Below are 16,507 nucleotides of genomic sequence, written 5' to 3'. Positions count from 1 at the left end.
GCCCGCGCCCGCCCTCATGCCGCGAGGAGAAACGATGAGCGTCGAGGCGGGCTCCCGGGCCCTGCTCGCGGACGGCGACGTGGTGCTCGTGCGCCCGTTGCACCCGGCCGACACCGCCGAGGTGCTCGCCCTGCACGCCCGGCTCACCCAGCAAGACACCTACTTCCGGTTCTTCGGTGCCCGTCCGTCCGGATTGGACAAACTGGCGGCGGAGATGACGGCCGACCCGGGTCCGGGTCACCACGCTGTGGGTTGCTACCGGCGTGGCGAGCTCGTCGGCGTCGCGAACTACGAAGTCCTCAAGGACGGCACCGACGCCGAAGTCGCGCTCGTCGTGGACGCCTCCGTGCGCACGCTGGGCGTCGCGACACTGCTGATGGAGCACCTCGTTTCCCACGCCCGGAAGACCGGCCTGAAGCGATTCCTCGCCGAGGTGCTCGCCGAGAACGCCAAGGTGCTCCACGTCTTCAAGGATCTCGGCCTGCGGTTCGAGGCGAGCGTCGGCGGTCCCGAGCGCGATGTCGTGATGCGCCTCGACGAGGATGCCGCCTATCTCGATGCCGTCCTGGAGCGGGACTTGGTCGCCGACGCGGCCAGCCTGAAGCACCTGTTCAAGCCGTCCTCGATCGCGGTGATCGGCGCCGGACGACGGCCGGGTTCGGTGGGCCACGCGGTCCTGGCCAATCTGGTCGCGTCCGGCTTCACAGGTCCGGTTGAGGCGGTGAACCCGCACGCTGAAGAGATCCTCGGCGTGCCGAGCGTCCCGTTCGTGGCCGCGTTGAGCCGCCCGCCCGAACTCGCCGTCGTGTGCCTGCCCGCACCGGCCGCCGCCGAAGCGGTCGAAGAATGCGGAAAGCTCGGCGTCCGGGCGGTCGTCGTCATCTCCTCGGGGCTGACCGGCACCGTGTACGGCGACCGGGTGCACACGGCGGTGCGCGAGTACGGCATGCGGCTGGTCGGCCCGAACTGCCTGGGCGTCCTCTCGACCGATCCGGCGTGTCCCTTCGACCTGACTTTCCTGGGTAGCCGTGTGCACCCCGGCAACATCGGCGTCGTCACCCAGTCCGGCGGAGTCGGCATCGCCCTCGCCGAGTCCCTCGGCGACCTCGGCCTCGGCATGTCGACCCTGGTCTCGACGGGTGACAAGTACGACGTCAGCGGCAACGACCTGCTGATGTGGTGGACCGCCGACCGCCGCACGGAACTGGCTGTCCTGTACCTCGAGTCGTTCGGCAATCCGCGCAAATTCGGCCGACTGGCCCGGCGGCTCGCGCGGACGCGGCCGGTGCTCGCGGTCCGGTCCGGCAGCGGTGACACCGCCCAGCGCGCGGCCGCTTCGCACACGGCTGCGGCGGCGACCCCCGCGGTCACCCGGGACGCGTTGTTCGAGCAGGCCGGGGTGACCGCTGTCGACACGGTCGCGGAGCTGGTCGATGTCCTCGCCGGGCTGTCCTGGCAGCTGCTGCCGGGCGGTCCGCGGGTGGCCGTGGTGAGCAACGCCGGTGGTGCCGGGGTGCTGGCCGCGGACGCGTGCGAGCGGGAAGGCCTGGTGATGGCGGAGTTGTCGGACGAGACCCGCGAGCGCCTCGCGAAGGTGCTCCCGGCCGAAGCCGCGGTCCGCAACCCGGTCGACACGACCGCGGCCGTCTCCGCGGAGGTGTTCGCCGACGCTTTGCGTGCCGTGCTGGCCGATGACGGTGTCGATGCGGTGATCGCCGCGACCGTGCCCACCGCGGTCGGCGACCCGGGCACGTCGCTGGCGGCCGTGCTGCCGCCCGAGTACAAGACCGTTTTCGCGGTCCGGCCGGGGCAACGCGCCCGCGTTGCCCCGCTGGTCCCGGGCACCGGGGTGACCGCCTGCTACGACGACCCGGCCGCGGCCGCCGCGGTGCTGGCCCGGCTGGTCCGCTACGAGCAGTGGCTGAACCGGCCCGAGACCGACGAGTCCGTGGCTCCGCTGGAAAACCCCGGCGCGCTGCGGACGTTCGCCGCCGGACGCGAAGGCTGGCTTTCGGCCGCGGACGCCGTCGAACTGCTGCGACTCGCCGACATCCCGATGGTGGAGACCCACTACGTCCAAGCCAGCGACTCGATGGCCGCCGCGGCCGCCGACCTGGGCTCGCCGGTCGTACTGAAGGCCGACGCCGAGGGACTGCTGCACAAGACGGCCGGCGGTGTCCTGCTGAACGTGCACGGGGCCGATCGGATCCTGGAGGCGTTCCGCATCCTGCGGTCCCGCTTCGGCTCGGCCCTGCGCGGGGTCACCGTCCAGCCGATGGCCGAACCCGGCCGGGAGGTGCTGGTCGGCGTGCGGTCGGACCCGGTGTTCGGGCCGCTGGTCGTGTTCGGCCTCGGCGGCGTCGACACCGACCTGATCGCCGACCACGCCGCCAGGCTCGCCCCGCTCACCGCGGCGGACGTCGACCTGCTGCTCGACGGCCTGCGCGCGTCGAAGGCGCTCTGGTCTTCCGGGCAGCTCGACCGGGCGGCCGTGCGGGAGCTGCTGCTGAAGGTCAGCAGGCTCGCCGAGCTCGTCCCCGAGCTGGCCGAACTGGACCTCAACCCCGTGCGCGTCCGTTCGGACGGCTGCGTGGCACTCGACGTCCGCGCCCGGCTCGAACGATCCGCGTCCGCCGACCCCTTCCTGCGCCGCTTGCGGGACTGAAACCGGAGGAGAGCCGTGCGTGTCCTGACCCTGAACCCGGGTTCCTCGAGCATGAAGGTGTCGCTGGTCGCCGACGGTGTCGGCGTCGGCTGGGCCGCGTGGGACATGGCCGTTCCCGGCGTGGTCGCCCAGGCGGTCCACCGCTGGTCCGAAGTGGACGCGGTCGCGGTTCGCTTCGTCCACGGCGGCTCGCAGAAAGCACCGGCGCGGGTCGACGACGCCCTGCTGGCGAACCTCGAACGGCTCACGTCGCTGGCGCCGAACCACCAGCCGCTGTCGCTGTCGGTGACCCGCGAGGTCCGGCGGCTGCTGCCGGACGTCCCGGTCATCGCCTGTTTCGACACCGCTTTTCACGCGGGGATGCCGGAAGCTGCCGCGCGGTACCCGCTGCCGCGGTCGTGGACCGCGCAGAACCGCTTGCGCCGCTACGGTTTCCACGGCCTGTCGTGTCAATACGCCTTGCGTCGCGCCGGTGAGCTGCTGGGCCGGGCACCGGCGGAGCTGCAGCTGGTTTGCGCCCACGTCGGAGCCGGGGTGTCGGTGACCCGGGCCTGCTGCTGCACGTGCTGCAGACGACGTCGATGAGCCTGGCCGAGATGGCCGACGCGCTGTTCCACCGGTCCGGGCTCGCCGGGATGACCGGCACCAACGGCGACTTGCGCCTGGTGCTGGCCGCCGCGGCCCGCGGCGAGCGGGATGCCGAGGTCGCTCTGGAGGTCTACCAGCACCGGCTCCGCCGGGAGATCGGTGCGGCCGCGATGAGCCTGTCGCGGCTGGACGCGGTGGTGTTCACCGGCGGGGTCGCCGAGCACCAGCCCGCGCTGATCACGTCGGTCGTCGGCGGGCTCGAAGTCCTCGGTCTGCGTGCCGGGGATGTTCCGCACACCGAAACCGACCGGGTCGTCACCGCACCGGACTCGCCGGTGCCCGCCCTGATCGTCCTGCCCCGGGAAGACCTGGAGCTGGCCCGCGGCGCCGAAGAGGCGCTCGCCCGAGTGTCCGTGAGGTGAAGCCATGCACGTCCTCCTGACCGAATCTTCCTTCGGCGACTCCGACTTCCTGCTGCAGCCCCTGCGTGACGCGGGCTGCCTGGTCAGCCGGTGCCACGGCCGGGCCGGGCTCTGCCGGGCGTTGGCGCCGGGTGGCCGCTGCCCGCTCGACGAACCGTTCGCCCAGCCGGACCTGGTCGTCGACGTCCGCGGCCAAGGCGCCGAACTGACCGCGCGCGAGTTCGGCGTTGTCTGCGCGGTCCGCGACCACGTGCCGGTCGCGCTCGTCTCCCCGGACCCGGACGTCCGCGCGGAAGTGCCGCCGGGCCTGGAGAACCGGGTCACCGTGATCGACGTCGACGGCCTGCTGGTCACCTGTCGTGCCGCGTCGAGACACCTCGGCGTGGGCGGATGACCTCGCTCGGCTTCCGGTGGGACCGGTCGTCCCGGGCCGTCCTCGGCGACGCCCTGGTGCGGCTCGGCCCGAACCGGTGCGTCGCGGAAGTCCGGCCGGACGAGATCGTGCTGACCGAGCCGCCGATCCGCCGCGAGCGGGCCGCGAGGGCCGCCCTGCTGGAATGCGGCGCGGCCCTGTCGACGATCTGGACGGTCATGCGGGTGCTGGGCCGCGAGCCGGTGGTGGCCTTCCCGCACGACCCGGACCGCCCCGACGTCGCGGCCGTCGTCCGGGCCGGCGCTCCGCGCCCTTCGACCAGCGGCGAATGGGCGCGCTACGCGGCGCTGCGCAAGCTGGACGAGTCCGGCCACGGCCGGCCGCTGCGGCCGGTCAGCCTCGCCGTGCTGGGTGCACTGGCCGGTGACGGCTTCTGGCCGGAGACCGACGTCCGGATTGTCCGCCCGGAATGGGCACCGACGCTCAAGGAACTCGGGGCCGACCTCACCGGCCAGTCGTCCCTGCTGATCACCACCCCGGGCGACAGCCGCCGCCACCGCGTCCTGGCCGGTGCCGCGCTGCACGCGACCCGGTTGGCCGCGGCGGTCCGCAGCTTCACCTCCCGGGAGGTCCCGCTGCTCATTCAGCCGGCCGCCGAACGGGTCCGCTACGTCGAAGAATCCCTGCTGCCCGACACCGCCCAAGGACTGCTGCTGGTCGGCCTCGCCACCCCGAAGCGAATGAACACAGGATGAAACCGGCCAACGCGGAGGCGCCGCCGGTCGACACCCGCGAACCGGTCGCGCGGTTGCTGCGGGACCTGCGCACCGGCCCGTCCGGGCTGACGGCGCGGGAAGCCGCTCGCCGGCTCCAGGTGAGGGGGCCCAATGCTCTGCCGTCGCACGGTGGCCCGCCGCTGGCCATTCGATCTGGTGCGGCAGCTGGTCCCCCCGCCGGCTCTGCTGCTGTGGGTCGCGGGCGGGCTCGCCTGGGTCGCCGGGACCACCAACCCGGCGATCGCGATCGTCGGCGTCATCCTGCTCAACGGCCTGCTCGTCAGCGGCCGGTACCCGGTGGCGTGGTGACGCCACGTTCTTACGCCGGCGCGAGCCGGTGGGCGGCTTCCGGGGTGATGATCACGACCGGGCACCGGGAGAAGCGCACGCACTCTCTGCCGACGCTGCCGAGCACCAGGTCCGCCAGTGCGCCGCCGCGATGGGTGCCGAGGACCAGCAGGTCCGCGTCTGCCGACGCGGTGACCAGCTCGGTCGCCGGGTCGCCGTGCACCGTACGGGTCTCCAGCTGTGCCGCGGTGTTGACGGCCAGCTTGGCGACGTGCTCGTCCAGCGAGTAGCCGGCCTCCGGTAGGCGACCGTGGGGCTGGATCGCGAACGACGTCCCGGGCAGCAGCGTGTCGCGGGGCCGGACGAGGATCGCGCGGACCGTGTCGCCGGCGTGCGCGCCGATCTCCAGCGCCCACTGCAGGGCGGCGTCGCCGTGGGGCGTGCCGTCGATGCCGACGATGATCACGCGGCCAGTAGGTGAATCCATGATCTGCCTTCTTTCCTCCGGTGTCACCTCGATCGTGCGGCGTGGCGGGTGTGCGTCGGTAGGGGACGAATTCCGCCGGACCGAGTGACTTTGTGCTCCGGTGCCGGTCATGTCGCCGCGGCGACCATGAGAACGGCGGAGCGTCCGACTCCGCGACGGGAGTGATCGCGATGACCGCCGCCGCACCGGCCGCCCTGACCACGGAGCAGATCGGGTTCCTCGCGCGAGCGGTGAGCCGCGCGCCTTCGGTGCACAACAGCCAGCCCTGGCAGCTGCGCGTCCGCGGCACCGAGGTGGACCTCCTGATGCGGCACGGGGTCGAGCTGCGAAGGCAGGACCCGTTCGGCCGCGATCGGCTGCTGTCGTGCGGTGCCGCGCTCACCGACTTGGAGCTCGCGGTGCGCACGCTCGGCCGGGACTGCCACGTCGAGTACCGCGACGACGAAGACGTCGTGGCGACGGTGACGATCGGCCGCCCCCACCCCGCCTCGGCCCGTGACTTCGCGCTGTACCACGCCATCGCCCGGCGCCGCAGCCACCGGCGCGCGTTCTTCCACAGCCGGGTGCCCGAGGGCGTCCGCACCGCGGTGGCCGCGGCCGGGGAGACCACCGGCGTGCACGTCGTCGAGCCCGGCCGCCTGGACAAGCTGGCCGAGCTCCTCGGCTTCGCCACCCGCGTGCTCCGTGACGACCGCGGCTACCAGCGGGAGCTGGAGCTGTGGACCGCCCACACCCATGGCTGGAACGCGATCGGTGACGGCGTCCCCGAGGACGCGCTGAGCCCCGAAGCCCTGCCGGTGGCAGGCCTGGTGCGCACCGCTACGCCGGTGCCGGACGACGTTGTGCTCGCCGGCCGGCTGGCCGCGGAGAACCTCCTGGTCGTCTGCACCGACACCGATACCCGGGCCGACCACCTCGCCGCCGGCGTGACCCTGCAGCGCGTCTGGCTGACCGCGACGGCCAAAGCCCTCGTCGGTTCGGTGATCACCCAGCCGCTGCACCTGACCGGATTCCGGGCGCGACTGGCGTCGGAGCTGGCCCTGCCCGGCGTGCCGCAGGCGATCTTCCGATACGGATACCCGGCCGTTCCCGCGGCCCCGTCACCGCGGCTGGCCCTTGACGAAATGTTCCCAGAAGGACCGACAGGAGGACTTCGATGACCGCCGCGATCGAAATCGCCGGAATGCGCAAGCGGTTCGGCCGGACAACGGCGCTCGACGGTCTCGACCTGACCGTGGAGACCGGTGAGGTGCACGGATTCCTCGGCCCGAACGGCGCCGGGAAGACGACGACGCTGCGCCTGCTGCTGGGCCTGTTGCGGGCCGACGCCGGCGAAATGCGGCTGCTGGGTGGCGACCCGTGGCGGGACGCCGTGGCGTTGCACCGGCGGCTGGCCTACGTCCCCGGCGAGGTGTCGCTGTGGCCGAACCTCACCGGCGGGGAGGTCATCGACCTGCTCGGCCGCCTGCGCGGCGGGCTGGACCCGAAGCGCCGCAAGCGGTATCTCGACCTGTTCGAGCTGGACCCGCGCACCAAGGGGCGGGCGTACTCGAAGGGCAACCGGCAGAAGGTGGCGGTGGTCGCCGCTCTCGCGTCCGACGTCGAACTGCTGCTGCTCGACGAGCCCACCAGCGGGCTGGACCCCTTGATGGAGCAGATTTTCCGCGAGTGCGTGCGAGAGGAACGGGAGCGAGGCCGGACGATCCTGCTCTCCAGCCACATCCTGTCCGAGGCGGAGGCCCTGTGCGACCGGGTCAGCATCATCCGCGCCGGCCGCCTGGTCGATTCCGGCAGCCTCGACGAGCTGCGGCACCTCAGCCGGACCACCGTCACCGCGCGCATTTCCGGCGCCGCGGACGGTCTGGCACACCTGCCGGGGGTGCACGACTTCACCGCCGAGGGTGACCACGTGCGGCTGACCGTCGACAACACCGAACTGGCCACGGTGCTCGGCCTGCTGAGCCACAGCGGGGTCCGAAGCCTGACCAGCAATCCGCCGACCCTGGAAGAGCTGTTCCTCCGGCACTACCGGAGCGAACCGGAGGTGGTGCCGGTATGAGCGGCACGCTCACCGGCACCGGCGCCCTGGTCCGGCTGGCGCTGCGCCGGGACCGGGTCCGGCTGCCGGTGTGGACCGCGGTGTTCGCCGCCGTGGCGGCGTCCTCGGCGGCGGCGACCGCGGCGATCTACCCGGCCGCCGGCGACCAACGGGGCGCGGCCGACAGCATCAACTCGGTCCCGGCCCTGGTGGCGCTCTACGGCCCCGTGTACGAACCGACCCTCGGCGCGACGTCGGTGTTCAAGCTGACCGCGTTCGGCGCGGCCCTGATCGCGCTGCTGATGATCTTCACCGCGGTCCGGCACACCAGGGCCGAGGAGGAAGCCGGACGGCGGGAGCTGCTCGGGTCCGCCGTGGTCGGCCGCTTCGCCGGGTTGGCGGCGGCAGTTGTGGTGACGACAGTGTCGAGCCTGGTCATCGGTCTCTTCAGCGGCGCTGGGCTCGCGGTGGCGGGGCTGCCGGTGGCCGGCTCGCTGGCGTTCGGCCTCGGCTGGGCGGGCTCCGGGCTCGTCTTCGGCGGGCTCGCCGCGGTGACCGCTCAACTGACCAAGAGCGCGCGAGCGGCGTCGGGGCTCGCCGTCGTCGCCCTGCTCGCCGCGTACTTCCTGCGGGCGGTGGGCGACTCCGCCGGTCCGCGCTGGCTGTCCTGGGGCTCGCCGATCGGGTGGACCCAGCACGTCCGGCCCTTCGCGGGCGACGTCTGGTGGGTTTTGGCCCTCCCGCTGCTCGTCGCGGCCGCGCTGGTCGTGGTCGCCGTCGCGGCGGCCCGGGCCCGCGACCTCGACGCCGGGCTGCTGCCGGACCGGGCGGGCCCGGCCCACGCCGGTCGCTCGCTGACCGGTGCGTGGGGCCTGGTGTGGCGCCTCAACCGGGCGAACCTGGGTGCCTGGCTCGCCGGGTACATCCTGCTGGGACTGGTCCTGGGCGGTCTCGCGGGCAACGTCGGGAAGATGCTCGACAGCGCGGGAGCCCGGGCGCTGATCGCCGCCCTGGGCGGCGAACAGGCGATGGAGGACGCCTTCCTCGCCGCCGAGTTCTCGATGGCAGCCGTCATCACCTCGGCGTACGCGATCACCGTCCTGGTCCGCTTCCGGAGCGAGGAGCGGGCGCTGCGCGTAGAACCGCTGCTGGCCACCGCGCTCGACCGACGCCGCCTGTTGACGGGGTACCTGCTGCTCGCGGCGGGCGCCCCCGTCGTGCTGTTGACGTCCTTGGGCGTCACGGCCGGACTGGCCTATGGCGTCCGCCTCGGCACGCCCGGCACCGAGGTCGCCCGGCTGGCCGGCGCCGGGCTGGCCCAGCTGCCCGCGGTCTGGGTGCTCGCCGGGATCGCGGCGGCGCTGTTCGGCTTGCTGGCGCGGGCGGTCGCGTTCGCCTGGGTCGCGCTGACGACGTTCCTGCTGCTCGGCGAGTTCGGCACGCTGCTGAAACTGGACCAGTGCGTGCTGGACCTGTCGCCGTTCACCCACTCGCCGAAGCTGCCCGGCCCGGCCGTCCAGGCTGCCCCGTTGCTCTGGCTCACTGCGCTGGGTGCGGTGCTGGTCGTGGCGGGCGTGGCCGGGTTCCGGCGGCGTGACGTCGCCGGCTGAGGTGAGGAGAAGACGATGTCCGATGCGCAGCAAGGATCCCGTCCCGCCGCGCTCAGCGCCGCCCGGCGGGCGTCCGTGCGCTACCGCACCAGCCCGTGGCCCGGAAGGCTGCACGTGACCGGCCACCAGGCGGCGTTGTACCCCGACCCGGTGCTGACCTTCCTCGGCGGGGCAGGCTGTGCCCGGTGCCTGCTCGAAACACCGGCCTCGAAGCTCCTGGTCGGGTGTGGCCTGTTCGCCGGGCCGGACGCCTTGTGGCGCCGCAACTTCTCACCCGGCCCGGACGAGCTGCACGCGCTCGACGCGGTCGTCCTGCCGAGCGCCGGCCTCGGGCACGCGGGGTTCCTGCCGCAACTGGTCGCCGAAGGCTGGCACGGGCCGGTGTTCGCGACGCCGGGGACCGCCGCGCTGCTCCCGGTCGTGTTGGCCGACGCCGCGAAGCAGTTCGAGGAAGACTCGGCCCGGTGGTGCCCGTCCGGCCCGGCCGTCCCGCCGTTCCGGGCCGAGGACGTCGCCCGGGCCGTGGCCCTGGTGCGACCGGTCGAATTCGGCACGCTCCGGCAGCTCGACGGCGCCGCGCTGGAGTTCGGCCGCTCGGGCGGGCGGCTCGGGGCGGCTTGGGTACGGATCCGCGCGGGTGGCCGTTCGGTCGTCTTCGCCGGACCGCTGGGCGCGGCCGGTCATCCGCTGCTGCGCCCACCGGACCCGCGGCCGCGCTCCGACGTCCTGGTCCTCGCCGCTCCGCAGCCGCCCGGCGACAGTCACCTGCCCGGCCGGTTCGCCGCCGCGGTGCACCGCGCGGTCCGGCGAGGCGGCTCCGTCGTCGTCCCCGCGGCCGCGGCCGGAGCCGAGTTGCTGCTGACGATGGTGCGCGACCTGACGGACGCTCAGCAGATCCCGCCGCTGCCGGTCCTGCTGGACAGCCCGGCGGGCCTGGCCGGAATCGAAGTCCACCGGCGGGCGCTGGCCGAGCGGTGGCCCGAGCTGCGCCAAGACGGCCGGGTGGGGCTGCCCGACCGGCTGATCGAGCAGGTTCCGGATCGGCCGTCGATCATCGTGGCCGGGTTGGCGACGGCGGACTCCGGCCGGGTGCTGGGACACCTCACCAGGATGCTGCCGGACCCGCGCAACGGAGTCGTGGTGCTGGGACACCCGGAGCCCGGGACCCGCGCCGCGCAGCTCGCGGACGGGGTCCGGCAGCTCAAGATCCACGGGCACTACGTGCCGGTCCGGGCCGAGGTGACGGCGCTGGGCGCCACCGGCGAATTCGCCGGTCCGGGGGAGGCGCTGGCCTGGGCGAGCGCGACGCCGGCGCCGGAGACGGCCTTCGTCGTCGAGGGCGAGCCGGTGCCGGCGCACGCGTTCGCGAAGGCGTTGCGCGCCGAAGCGGGGTGGTGCGCGGTGGTCCCCGAGGACGGGGAGCGTGTGCTGTGCTGACTTACTGATCAAGGGTGAGCTGCTGGAGGTGGAAGGCGAAATGCCGGGCCGGGTAGCGGAAGACGTCGGCCAGCGTCATGTACGGCTGGAAGAACGGGTCCCACCGGGTCGGGTAGTGCATGCCGCGGTCGAGGTCGGCTTCGGTGGCCCGGTCGAGGCTGCGGTGGAGAGAGGCGATGATGCGGTCGAGCCAGGCGGCCGCGAGCCGCGGGCCGAGCAGGCCGCCGCCGCAGGACCCGAGGTAGTTGATCACATGGAACGCGGGCGTGGCCCCGTTCAGCAAGGCAGCGAACCCGCGGCTCACGGGATCCGGCAGGCGGCCGAAGAAGCGGACCAGGATCAGCAGGGCACGCACGATCTGGTAACCGAACACCAGGTGGAACAGCAGCTGCCGGTTGGTCCACCGGGTACCTCGCGACCGGCGGCGAAGCCCCGTGGCGGTGGCTGCCGTCACGAGTGCGTGGAACGTGGCGCGGTCGTCCTCCCACTGCTCGTGCACTGCTTGGCGATCCATGGTCCAGCCCTCCGGGGCGCGGCTCCGGTCGAGCATCGCACGGATCGACTGAAACCCGTCTCAGCCCCCGTGCCCGCGGGAGGTCTTTGGTCCTTTCGGCCGGTGACGCCTTGCCGTCGCGGGTGAACGCCGCCGCCGTTGATGCTGGGGGTGTTCGTCTCCCAGGAACCGGAGCCCGACGATGAGCCGACCACTGCCCGGCGTGTTCGACCAGGCCCTCGCCTCGGCCGTGCGCGCGCCGTCGCCGCACCACACCCAGCCCTGGCGGTTCGTCGTCGAGAAAGACGTGATCGAGGTGTGGCTGGACCGGGAGCGCCTGCTCACCGTGGCGGACCCGAACGGGCGGGAGTCGCGGCTGGCGTGCGGTGCCGCCGCGTTCAACCTGGGCATCTGCCTGCGCGCCAACGGGCTCGCGGTGAAGGTGCGGATACTGCCCGATCCGGGCGAGCCTGACCTGGCCGCGGTGATCCGGCTGGACGGCAACCAGAAGACCACCGCCGTCGAGCGCAAGCTCGCCGAAGCGGTCTTCCGCCGGCACACCAACCGCCGTCCGCTGCTGGACAAGGAGGTGCCGGCCGTGGTGCGGTCCGCGCTCAAGTCCGCGGCGCTGCAGTAAGGCGGCCAGGTCGAATACTTCGACGCGTCCGGCCGCTACACGCCGGTGGCGTCGCTGGTCCGGCAGGCCGAGGCGCTGCAGGCGGAGGACTCGGCGTTCCGGGCCGAAGCCGCCTACTGGACTCACCGCGAAGCCGACAGCCCCGACGGCGTCCCGAAGATCGCGTCCGGGCCGCCCCCGCACGGCCACGGCGTCGTCTCGCTGCGGGCGTCGCTCGACCGCCTCTTCGCCGGCCTCGGGCAGCCACACACCCTGCTGCGCATCGGCTACGGCTACCCGACGCGGCTCACGAGCCGCCGGCCGGTCGAGGACGTGCTGACCCACCGCACCGGCCCGGACGTCCCGGCGGAATGAGACTCAGGCACGGCCGGCGGTCGCGCGCAGCACGTCCCGGAAGGTCACCATGCCGACCACGTGCCCGCCCTCGACGACCGGTGCCGAGCGCACGTCGGCGTCGGTCATCATCCGCGCCAGCTCGCGCACCTCGATGTCGCCCGCCACGGCGAGACCGGACTGGCGCATCACCGAGCCCGCCGTGCGCGGACCGCCGTCGAGCATCACGCCGGTGTCGGGGTCGCCGGGCGGAACCGGGACCCGCAGGATGTCGGTTTCGGACACCAGGCCGAGCAGCTTCCCGTCCGTGTCGACAACCGGCATCGTGGTGAACCCGTGGCGAGTCATCATCTCGGCGGCTTCCTCGAGCGTCGCGGACGGCGTCAGGGCGAACGTCAGCGTGGTCATGATCTCGCGTGCGCGCATGGTTCGAGCTCCGTTCGGGTCGGGTTTCCCGACCATCCCCGACCATCCCGCGCCGGCAAAGGGCCCTAAGTCCTCAGAGCACTGTCGGAGGACCTCCCCAGCGAACCGGACGAGTCCCGGCGCACCGGGGACCAAGGCCTCTTCGAACGGGCCGGGAAATCGATGATCCTGGTGGTACCGACGATTTCCGACCGGAGGGCCAGGATCATGAGCACGTCGTCGAACCCGATCGCGCGGATGTGGCGCACCATCCTGCCCCGCCGCGATTCGGTGGCGCGGACCTCGGACCGGTTCCAGGCCGGGCTGCTGGTTTCCGTGGTGCTGCTCGCACTCGCCGCGCTGCCGATCGCCGCCAGCTTCGGCTCGGAAACGTACGCCCGGCAACAGTCGCAGTCCGAGCAGCAGCTGGGGGAGCGGACCCAGGTGACCGCGACCCTGCTCGCCGACGGACCGGACATCGCCATCAACTCGCGGGCCGGCGTCGCCGGCAACGGTGAACCCACCGACGCGACCTGGGTGCTCGCCGACGGAACTCGGCGGATCGGCCACGTGGTCGCCGCCCGGGGCACGCTCAAGGGCGAAACGCTGACGATCTGGGTGGACCGGAAGGGCAACCCGGTGGATCCGCCGCTGAGCAACGCCGGCGTGGTCATCGGCGCCGTCGCCGTCGGGCTCGGCCTGTGGCTGGGTGCGCTGGCGCTGCTGGCCGCCTGGTACCGGCTCACGGTGTTCTCCCTCGACCGCTCCCGCCTCGCCCGATGGCAGCAGGAGTGGTTCCAGCAGCAGGACCGCAAGACCCGTTCCTGACAACGAAGAGAAGGTGAAATTCCCATGACCACGGCAAACCAGGGCGACATCGTCGTCGGCGTGGACCATTCGGCGGTGAGCGTGGCCGCGCTGCGCTGGGCGGTTTCGGAAGCGGCGGTGAGCGGCCGGCAGGTCGTCGCACTGCGCGCGTGGACGTTCGAACCGGTCTACGACCTCGGCGCGGCGGTCGCCGGCACACCGCAGACGGTCGCCGACCGGGAGCGGCAGCAGCTCGAGGAGGTCGTCGGCGAGATCCGGGCCGAGCACCCGGGCGTGGCCGTGCGGGCCGAACTGGTCGAGCACTCGGCCGCGGTGGCGCTGGAGGAGGCGTCGAAGACCGCGGCGATGCTGGTGCTCGGCAGTCACGGCCGCGGCCGGCTGCTGAAGCTGCTGGTCGGCTCGGTCGCCGAGCACTGCCTGCGCGAGGCGAGCTGCCCCGTGGTGGTCATCCCGACGCGCACCGTCCCCGAGCCGGAGAAAGAAGCCGAGCCCGTGGCGGAACCGGCAGCCGCGTACTACCCCGGACCGCTGCTGTGAAGGAGATCGTGATGCCCAGTCGCCGCAGGGTGGGTTCGGTCATGACGACCGAAGTCACCACTGTCGGGCCGGACACGCCGTTCAAGGCCGTCGCCGTCCTGCTGGCCTCGTGGAACATCAGCGGGGCGCCCGTGGTCGACGACGACGGGTTGGTGCTCGGGGTCGTCTCGCAGGGCGATCTGCTCGAGCGCGAGGCCCCGCACGGCCTGCTCGAGCCCGGTTCCCGGCAGGCGAAACGGAAGGCCGGCGCCGCGTTCGTCGCCGACCTGATGACCGCGCCCGCGGTGACGGTCCAGGCGGACGACGACGTCGCCGTTGCCGCGAAACTACTGGAGCAGCATCACTTCCACCGCTTGCCGGTGGTCGACGACACGGGGAAGCTCGTCGGTGTCGTGTCCCGCTCGGACCTGCTGCGGGTGTTCCTGCGCACCGACCAGGAGATCCGTGACGAGGTCCGCGACGAGGTGCTCCTGCGTGAGATGGCCCTGGACCCGTCCTCCTTGTACGTCGCGGTGCACAACGGCATCGTGACGCTCAACGGCACCGTCGAGCGGACGAGCATGATCCCGGTGATCACGGCGCTGGTCCGCAGGGTCGACGGTGTTGTCGAGGTGCGGCAGAGCCTGAAGGCCCACTTCGATGACCGGGACGTGTCCCCGGTTCCGCCGGGCGAGGTCGGAATCCTGAGCTCGCAAAGACCGCACAACTGAAGAACCACGAAGGGGCCACCGTCCACACCGGACGGTGGCCCCTTCGTGGTTCGGGTCAGCTGCGGAACAGGGCGACCTTCAAGGCGTTGCTGTCCTGCGGGTGGGCGAAGACGTCGTAGGCCTCGTCCATCTCGTCGAGCCCGAAGCGGTGGGTGATGAACCGGCTGGTGTCCAGCCGGCCCGCCGCGAGCATCCGCAGCAGCATCGGCGTGCTGGACGTGTCGACCAGCCCCGTCGTGATGGTGACGTTCTTGATCCACAGCTCCTCGAGGTGCAGCGTCGCCGGGGCGCCGTGCACGCCGACGTTCGCCACATGTCCACCGGGGCGGACGAGGCGAGTGCACAGCTCGAACGTCTCGGGGACGCCCACCGCCTCGATGGCGACGTCCGCGCCGAGCCCGCCGCTCGCTTCGGCTACCGCGGCCGCCGCTTCGTCCGGCCGGACCATCAGGTCCGCGCCGAAGGACTTCGCTGCATCGAGACGGGCCGGTTCCTTGTCCACCACGATGATCGTGCTGGGCGAGAAGAGCTGGGCGTTGGTGATGGCAGCCAGCCCGATCGGCCCGGCACCGACGATCACGAGCGTGTCACCGGGTTTGACGCCGCCGTTGCGGACGCCGACTTCGTAGGAGGTCGGGACGATGTCGGCCAGCATCAGCGCCGACTCGTCGCTCACCCCGGACGGCAACACATAGGTCGAGGTGTCGGCGAACGGGACGCGCGCGTATTCGGCCTGGACGCCGTCGGTGGTGTGGCCGAGGATCCAGCCTCCGCCGCCGAGGCACTGGCCGTAAGCCGCGGACCGGCAGTATTCGCACCGGCCGCAGGCTGAGATGCAGGAAACCAGGACCTTGTCGCCGGGCTTCACCGTGGTCACGGCGGAGCCGATCTCGGTGATCGTGCCGACCGCTTCGTGGCCGAGGATCCGGCCGCGTTCGACCTCGGGCACGTCGCCTTTGAGGATGTGCAGGTCGGTGCCGCAGATGGTGACCGCGTCGACGCGGACGATCGCGTCGGTGGGTGCGGTCAATTCGGGGTCGGCGTGGTCGGTCCAGCTGCGCCGGCCGGGGCCGTCGTACACGAGTGCCTTCATTTCTTCTCCTTGTCCGGACAGCGGGAATGGGCGCCCGCCGGTCGGCGGGCGCCCATGGCGGGCAATCGATTCACCGCAGCCACTTGCGGTCGCCGGTGAGGGCGGCCCAACGGTGGCCGAGTCCCCAGGTGTTCCCGGCCGCGGCGGCGGCCAGCACGATGAGGACCAGTGCGTAGATGATGTGGTACTCGATGACGGGGTTGGTGGAGTGCGTCGCTTCGCCGGTGCTGGTGCTCAGCGCGAACGGCCATTCGGCGGCCCACATCATGAGCATCATCAGCGAGCCCGCGATCGCGCTCAGCCGCAGGCCGATGCCCGCGATCACGGCGATGCCGACGGCGGCGAGGCCGAGCATGAACAGCCAGTTGGCCCACCAGGTGCCGGCCCAGGCGTGGAACAACGACTCGAACGGGCCGACGTGGACGCTGCTGAGGAAGCCCTTGGTCGGCGAGCCGCCATTGATCCAGGCGCCCTTGGCCGGGGTTGCGTAGCCGAAGCCGAACAGCTTGTCCAGGAACGCCCACAGGAACACGAATCCGGTGGCGAACCGGAGGACGGCCAGGGACTTCCCGGCGAACGTCGGTTCGGCGACGAAGTCGGGGACCGTCGTCGGCGCGGTGGCCCGCTGGGTCGGGACGCGGCTCGAGGTGGTCTTCTTTTCATCCGGTCGGATGGACATGGGAAACCTCCGTTCCTTGGTGTTGCCATCAGTTTCTGCCGTCGCGGCGGCGTGGTCTGGGGTCGAAGGTCCCCAGCCGGGAGGCCCTTGGTGCCCGTTCGCAGGGAC

The 16,507-nt window shown here is 72.3% G+C and carries 18 protein-coding genes and 2 pseudogenes; 15 read left to right on the top strand and 5 right to left on the bottom strand.

Annotated elements, in window-relative coordinates; genetic code table 11:
- Positions 1-34: 34 nt before the first annotated feature.
- From AB0F52_RS38830 to AB0F52_RS38805, 6 genes and pseudogenes are all read left to right on the top strand, one after another.
- Entirely contained in the window at positions 35-2,665 is a 2,631-nt protein-coding gene (locus AB0F52_RS38830) for a GNAT family N-acetyltransferase (protein WP_360181936.1), read from the top strand.
- Between the two features lie 15 nt (positions 2,666-2,680).
- Positions 2,681-3,675: pseudogene (locus tag AB0F52_RS38825) on the top strand (acetate kinase).
- 4 nt (positions 3,676-3,679) lie between these two features.
- Positions 3,680-4,069 (top strand): hypothetical protein, encoded by a 390-nt coding sequence (locus tag AB0F52_RS38820; RefSeq protein ID WP_360181933.1) that lies wholly within the window; start codon positions 3,680-3,682, stop codon positions 4,067-4,069.
- Positions 4,066-4,803, top strand: coding sequence for a hypothetical protein (locus tag AB0F52_RS38815; protein WP_360181930.1), 738 nt, complete (start codon positions 4,066-4,068; stop codon positions 4,801-4,803). Before AB0F52_RS38820 ends, AB0F52_RS38815 begins: the two co-directional genes overlap by 4 nt.
- Positions 4,800-4,907 (top strand): annotated as a pseudogene (locus AB0F52_RS38810) (hypothetical protein); the annotation flags it as partial. The gene AB0F52_RS38815 and the pseudogene AB0F52_RS38810, both read left to right, overlap by 4 nt.
- Before the next feature lie 73 nt (positions 4,908-4,980).
- Complete coding sequence (locus AB0F52_RS38805) at positions 4,981-5,133, top strand: hypothetical protein (RefSeq protein ID WP_360181927.1); 153 nt, start codon at positions 4,981-4,983, stop codon at positions 5,131-5,133.
- Between the two features lie 10 nt (positions 5,134-5,143).
- On the opposite strand, the gene AB0F52_RS38800 is transcribed toward AB0F52_RS38805, so the two are convergent.
- Positions 5,144-5,599, bottom strand: coding sequence for a universal stress protein (locus AB0F52_RS38800; protein ID WP_360181925.1), 456 nt, complete (start codon positions 5,597-5,599; stop codon positions 5,144-5,146).
- A gap of 170 nt (positions 5,600-5,769) precedes the next feature.
- On the opposite strand from AB0F52_RS38800, the gene AB0F52_RS38795 reads away from it, so the two are divergent.
- The 4 genes from AB0F52_RS38795 to AB0F52_RS38780 are packed head-to-tail and all read left to right on the top strand — an operon-like array spanning position 5,770 to position 10,684.
- Positions 5,770-6,759, top strand: coding sequence for a nitroreductase (locus AB0F52_RS38795; RefSeq protein WP_360181922.1), 990 nt, complete (start codon positions 5,770-5,772; stop codon positions 6,757-6,759).
- Entirely contained in the window at positions 6,756-7,658 is a 903-nt protein-coding gene (locus AB0F52_RS38790) for an ABC transporter ATP-binding protein (RefSeq protein WP_360181919.1), read from the top strand. The genes AB0F52_RS38795 and AB0F52_RS38790 overlap by 4 nt, the downstream gene beginning before the upstream one ends.
- Entirely contained in the window at positions 7,655-9,247 is a 1,593-nt protein-coding gene (locus AB0F52_RS38785) for an ABC transporter permease (RefSeq protein ID WP_360181916.1), read from the top strand. The genes AB0F52_RS38790 and AB0F52_RS38785 overlap by 4 nt, the downstream gene beginning before the upstream one ends.
- A gap of 15 nt (positions 9,248-9,262) precedes the next feature.
- Positions 9,263-10,684 carry an MBL fold metallo-hydrolase gene (locus tag AB0F52_RS38780; protein ID WP_360181913.1) on the top strand — a complete coding sequence of 474 codons (1,422 nt, stop codon included), beginning with the start codon at positions 9,263-9,265 and terminating at the stop codon, positions 10,682-10,684.
- A 1-nt stretch (position 10,685) separates the two neighbouring features.
- Here AB0F52_RS38780 and AB0F52_RS38775 read toward each other — a convergent pair whose 3' ends face one another.
- Positions 10,686-11,198 (bottom strand): DinB family protein, encoded by a 513-nt coding sequence (locus AB0F52_RS38775; RefSeq protein ID WP_360181910.1) that lies wholly within the window; start codon positions 11,196-11,198, stop codon positions 10,686-10,688.
- A 181-nt stretch (positions 11,199-11,379) separates the two neighbouring features.
- Here AB0F52_RS38775 and AB0F52_RS38770 point away from each other — a divergent pair, with 181 nt between their 5' ends.
- Positions 11,380-11,814, top strand: a complete 435-nt coding sequence (locus tag AB0F52_RS38770; protein WP_360181907.1) for a hypothetical protein — start codon at positions 11,380-11,382, stop codon at positions 11,812-11,814.
- A 45-nt stretch (positions 11,815-11,859) separates the two neighbouring features.
- Positions 11,860-12,168 (top strand): hypothetical protein, encoded by a 309-nt coding sequence (locus tag AB0F52_RS38765; RefSeq protein ID WP_360181904.1) that lies wholly within the window; start codon positions 11,860-11,862, stop codon positions 12,166-12,168.
- 3 nt (positions 12,169-12,171) lie between these two features.
- On the opposite strand, the gene AB0F52_RS38760 is transcribed toward AB0F52_RS38765, so the two are convergent.
- The gene (locus AB0F52_RS38760) at positions 12,172-12,573 is read right to left on the bottom strand and encodes a CBS domain-containing protein (protein ID WP_360181901.1); all 402 of its coding nucleotides are present in this window, start codon (positions 12,571-12,573) and stop codon (positions 12,172-12,174) included.
- A gap of 207 nt (positions 12,574-12,780) precedes the next feature.
- Between AB0F52_RS38760 and AB0F52_RS38755 the strand changes: the two genes are divergently transcribed.
- Genes AB0F52_RS38755 through AB0F52_RS38745 form a run of 3 tightly spaced genes read left to right on the top strand, consistent with a single transcriptional unit; the run spans position 12,781 to position 14,627 of the window.
- Positions 12,781-13,380 carry a hypothetical protein gene (locus tag AB0F52_RS38755; protein ID WP_360181898.1) on the top strand — a complete coding sequence of 200 codons (600 nt, stop codon included), beginning with the start codon at positions 12,781-12,783 and terminating at the stop codon, positions 13,378-13,380.
- Positions 13,381-13,404: 24 nt separating this feature from the next.
- Positions 13,405-13,917 carry a universal stress protein gene (locus tag AB0F52_RS38750; RefSeq protein WP_360181895.1) on the top strand — a complete coding sequence of 171 codons (513 nt, stop codon included), beginning with the start codon at positions 13,405-13,407 and terminating at the stop codon, positions 13,915-13,917.
- 41 nt (positions 13,918-13,958) lie between these two features.
- Positions 13,959-14,627 (top strand): CBS domain-containing protein, encoded by a 669-nt coding sequence (locus AB0F52_RS38745; RefSeq protein WP_360181892.1) that lies wholly within the window; start codon positions 13,959-13,961, stop codon positions 14,625-14,627.
- A gap of 55 nt (positions 14,628-14,682) precedes the next feature.
- Here the strand turns inward: AB0F52_RS38745 and AB0F52_RS38740 are convergent, their stop codons facing one another.
- Both AB0F52_RS38740 and AB0F52_RS38735 read right to left on the bottom strand, forming a co-directional pair.
- Positions 14,683-15,720, bottom strand: a complete 1,038-nt coding sequence (locus AB0F52_RS38740) for a zinc-dependent alcohol dehydrogenase family protein (RefSeq protein WP_360181889.1) — start codon at positions 15,718-15,720, stop codon at positions 14,683-14,685.
- Between the two features lie 70 nt (positions 15,721-15,790).
- Positions 15,791-16,399, bottom strand: coding sequence for a DoxX family membrane protein (locus AB0F52_RS38735; RefSeq protein ID WP_360181886.1), 609 nt, complete (start codon positions 16,397-16,399; stop codon positions 15,791-15,793).
- Between the last annotated feature and the right edge of the window lie 108 nt (positions 16,400-16,507).

Origin of the sequence: Amycolatopsis sp. NPDC024027 (genome assembly GCF_040638975.1) — a bacterium.
Taxonomy (GTDB): Bacteria; Actinomycetota; Actinomycetes; order Mycobacteriales; family Pseudonocardiaceae; genus Amycolatopsis.
Note: the sequence above shows the minus strand (reverse complement) of the source record. Positions and strands in the feature narration are given on the sequence as shown.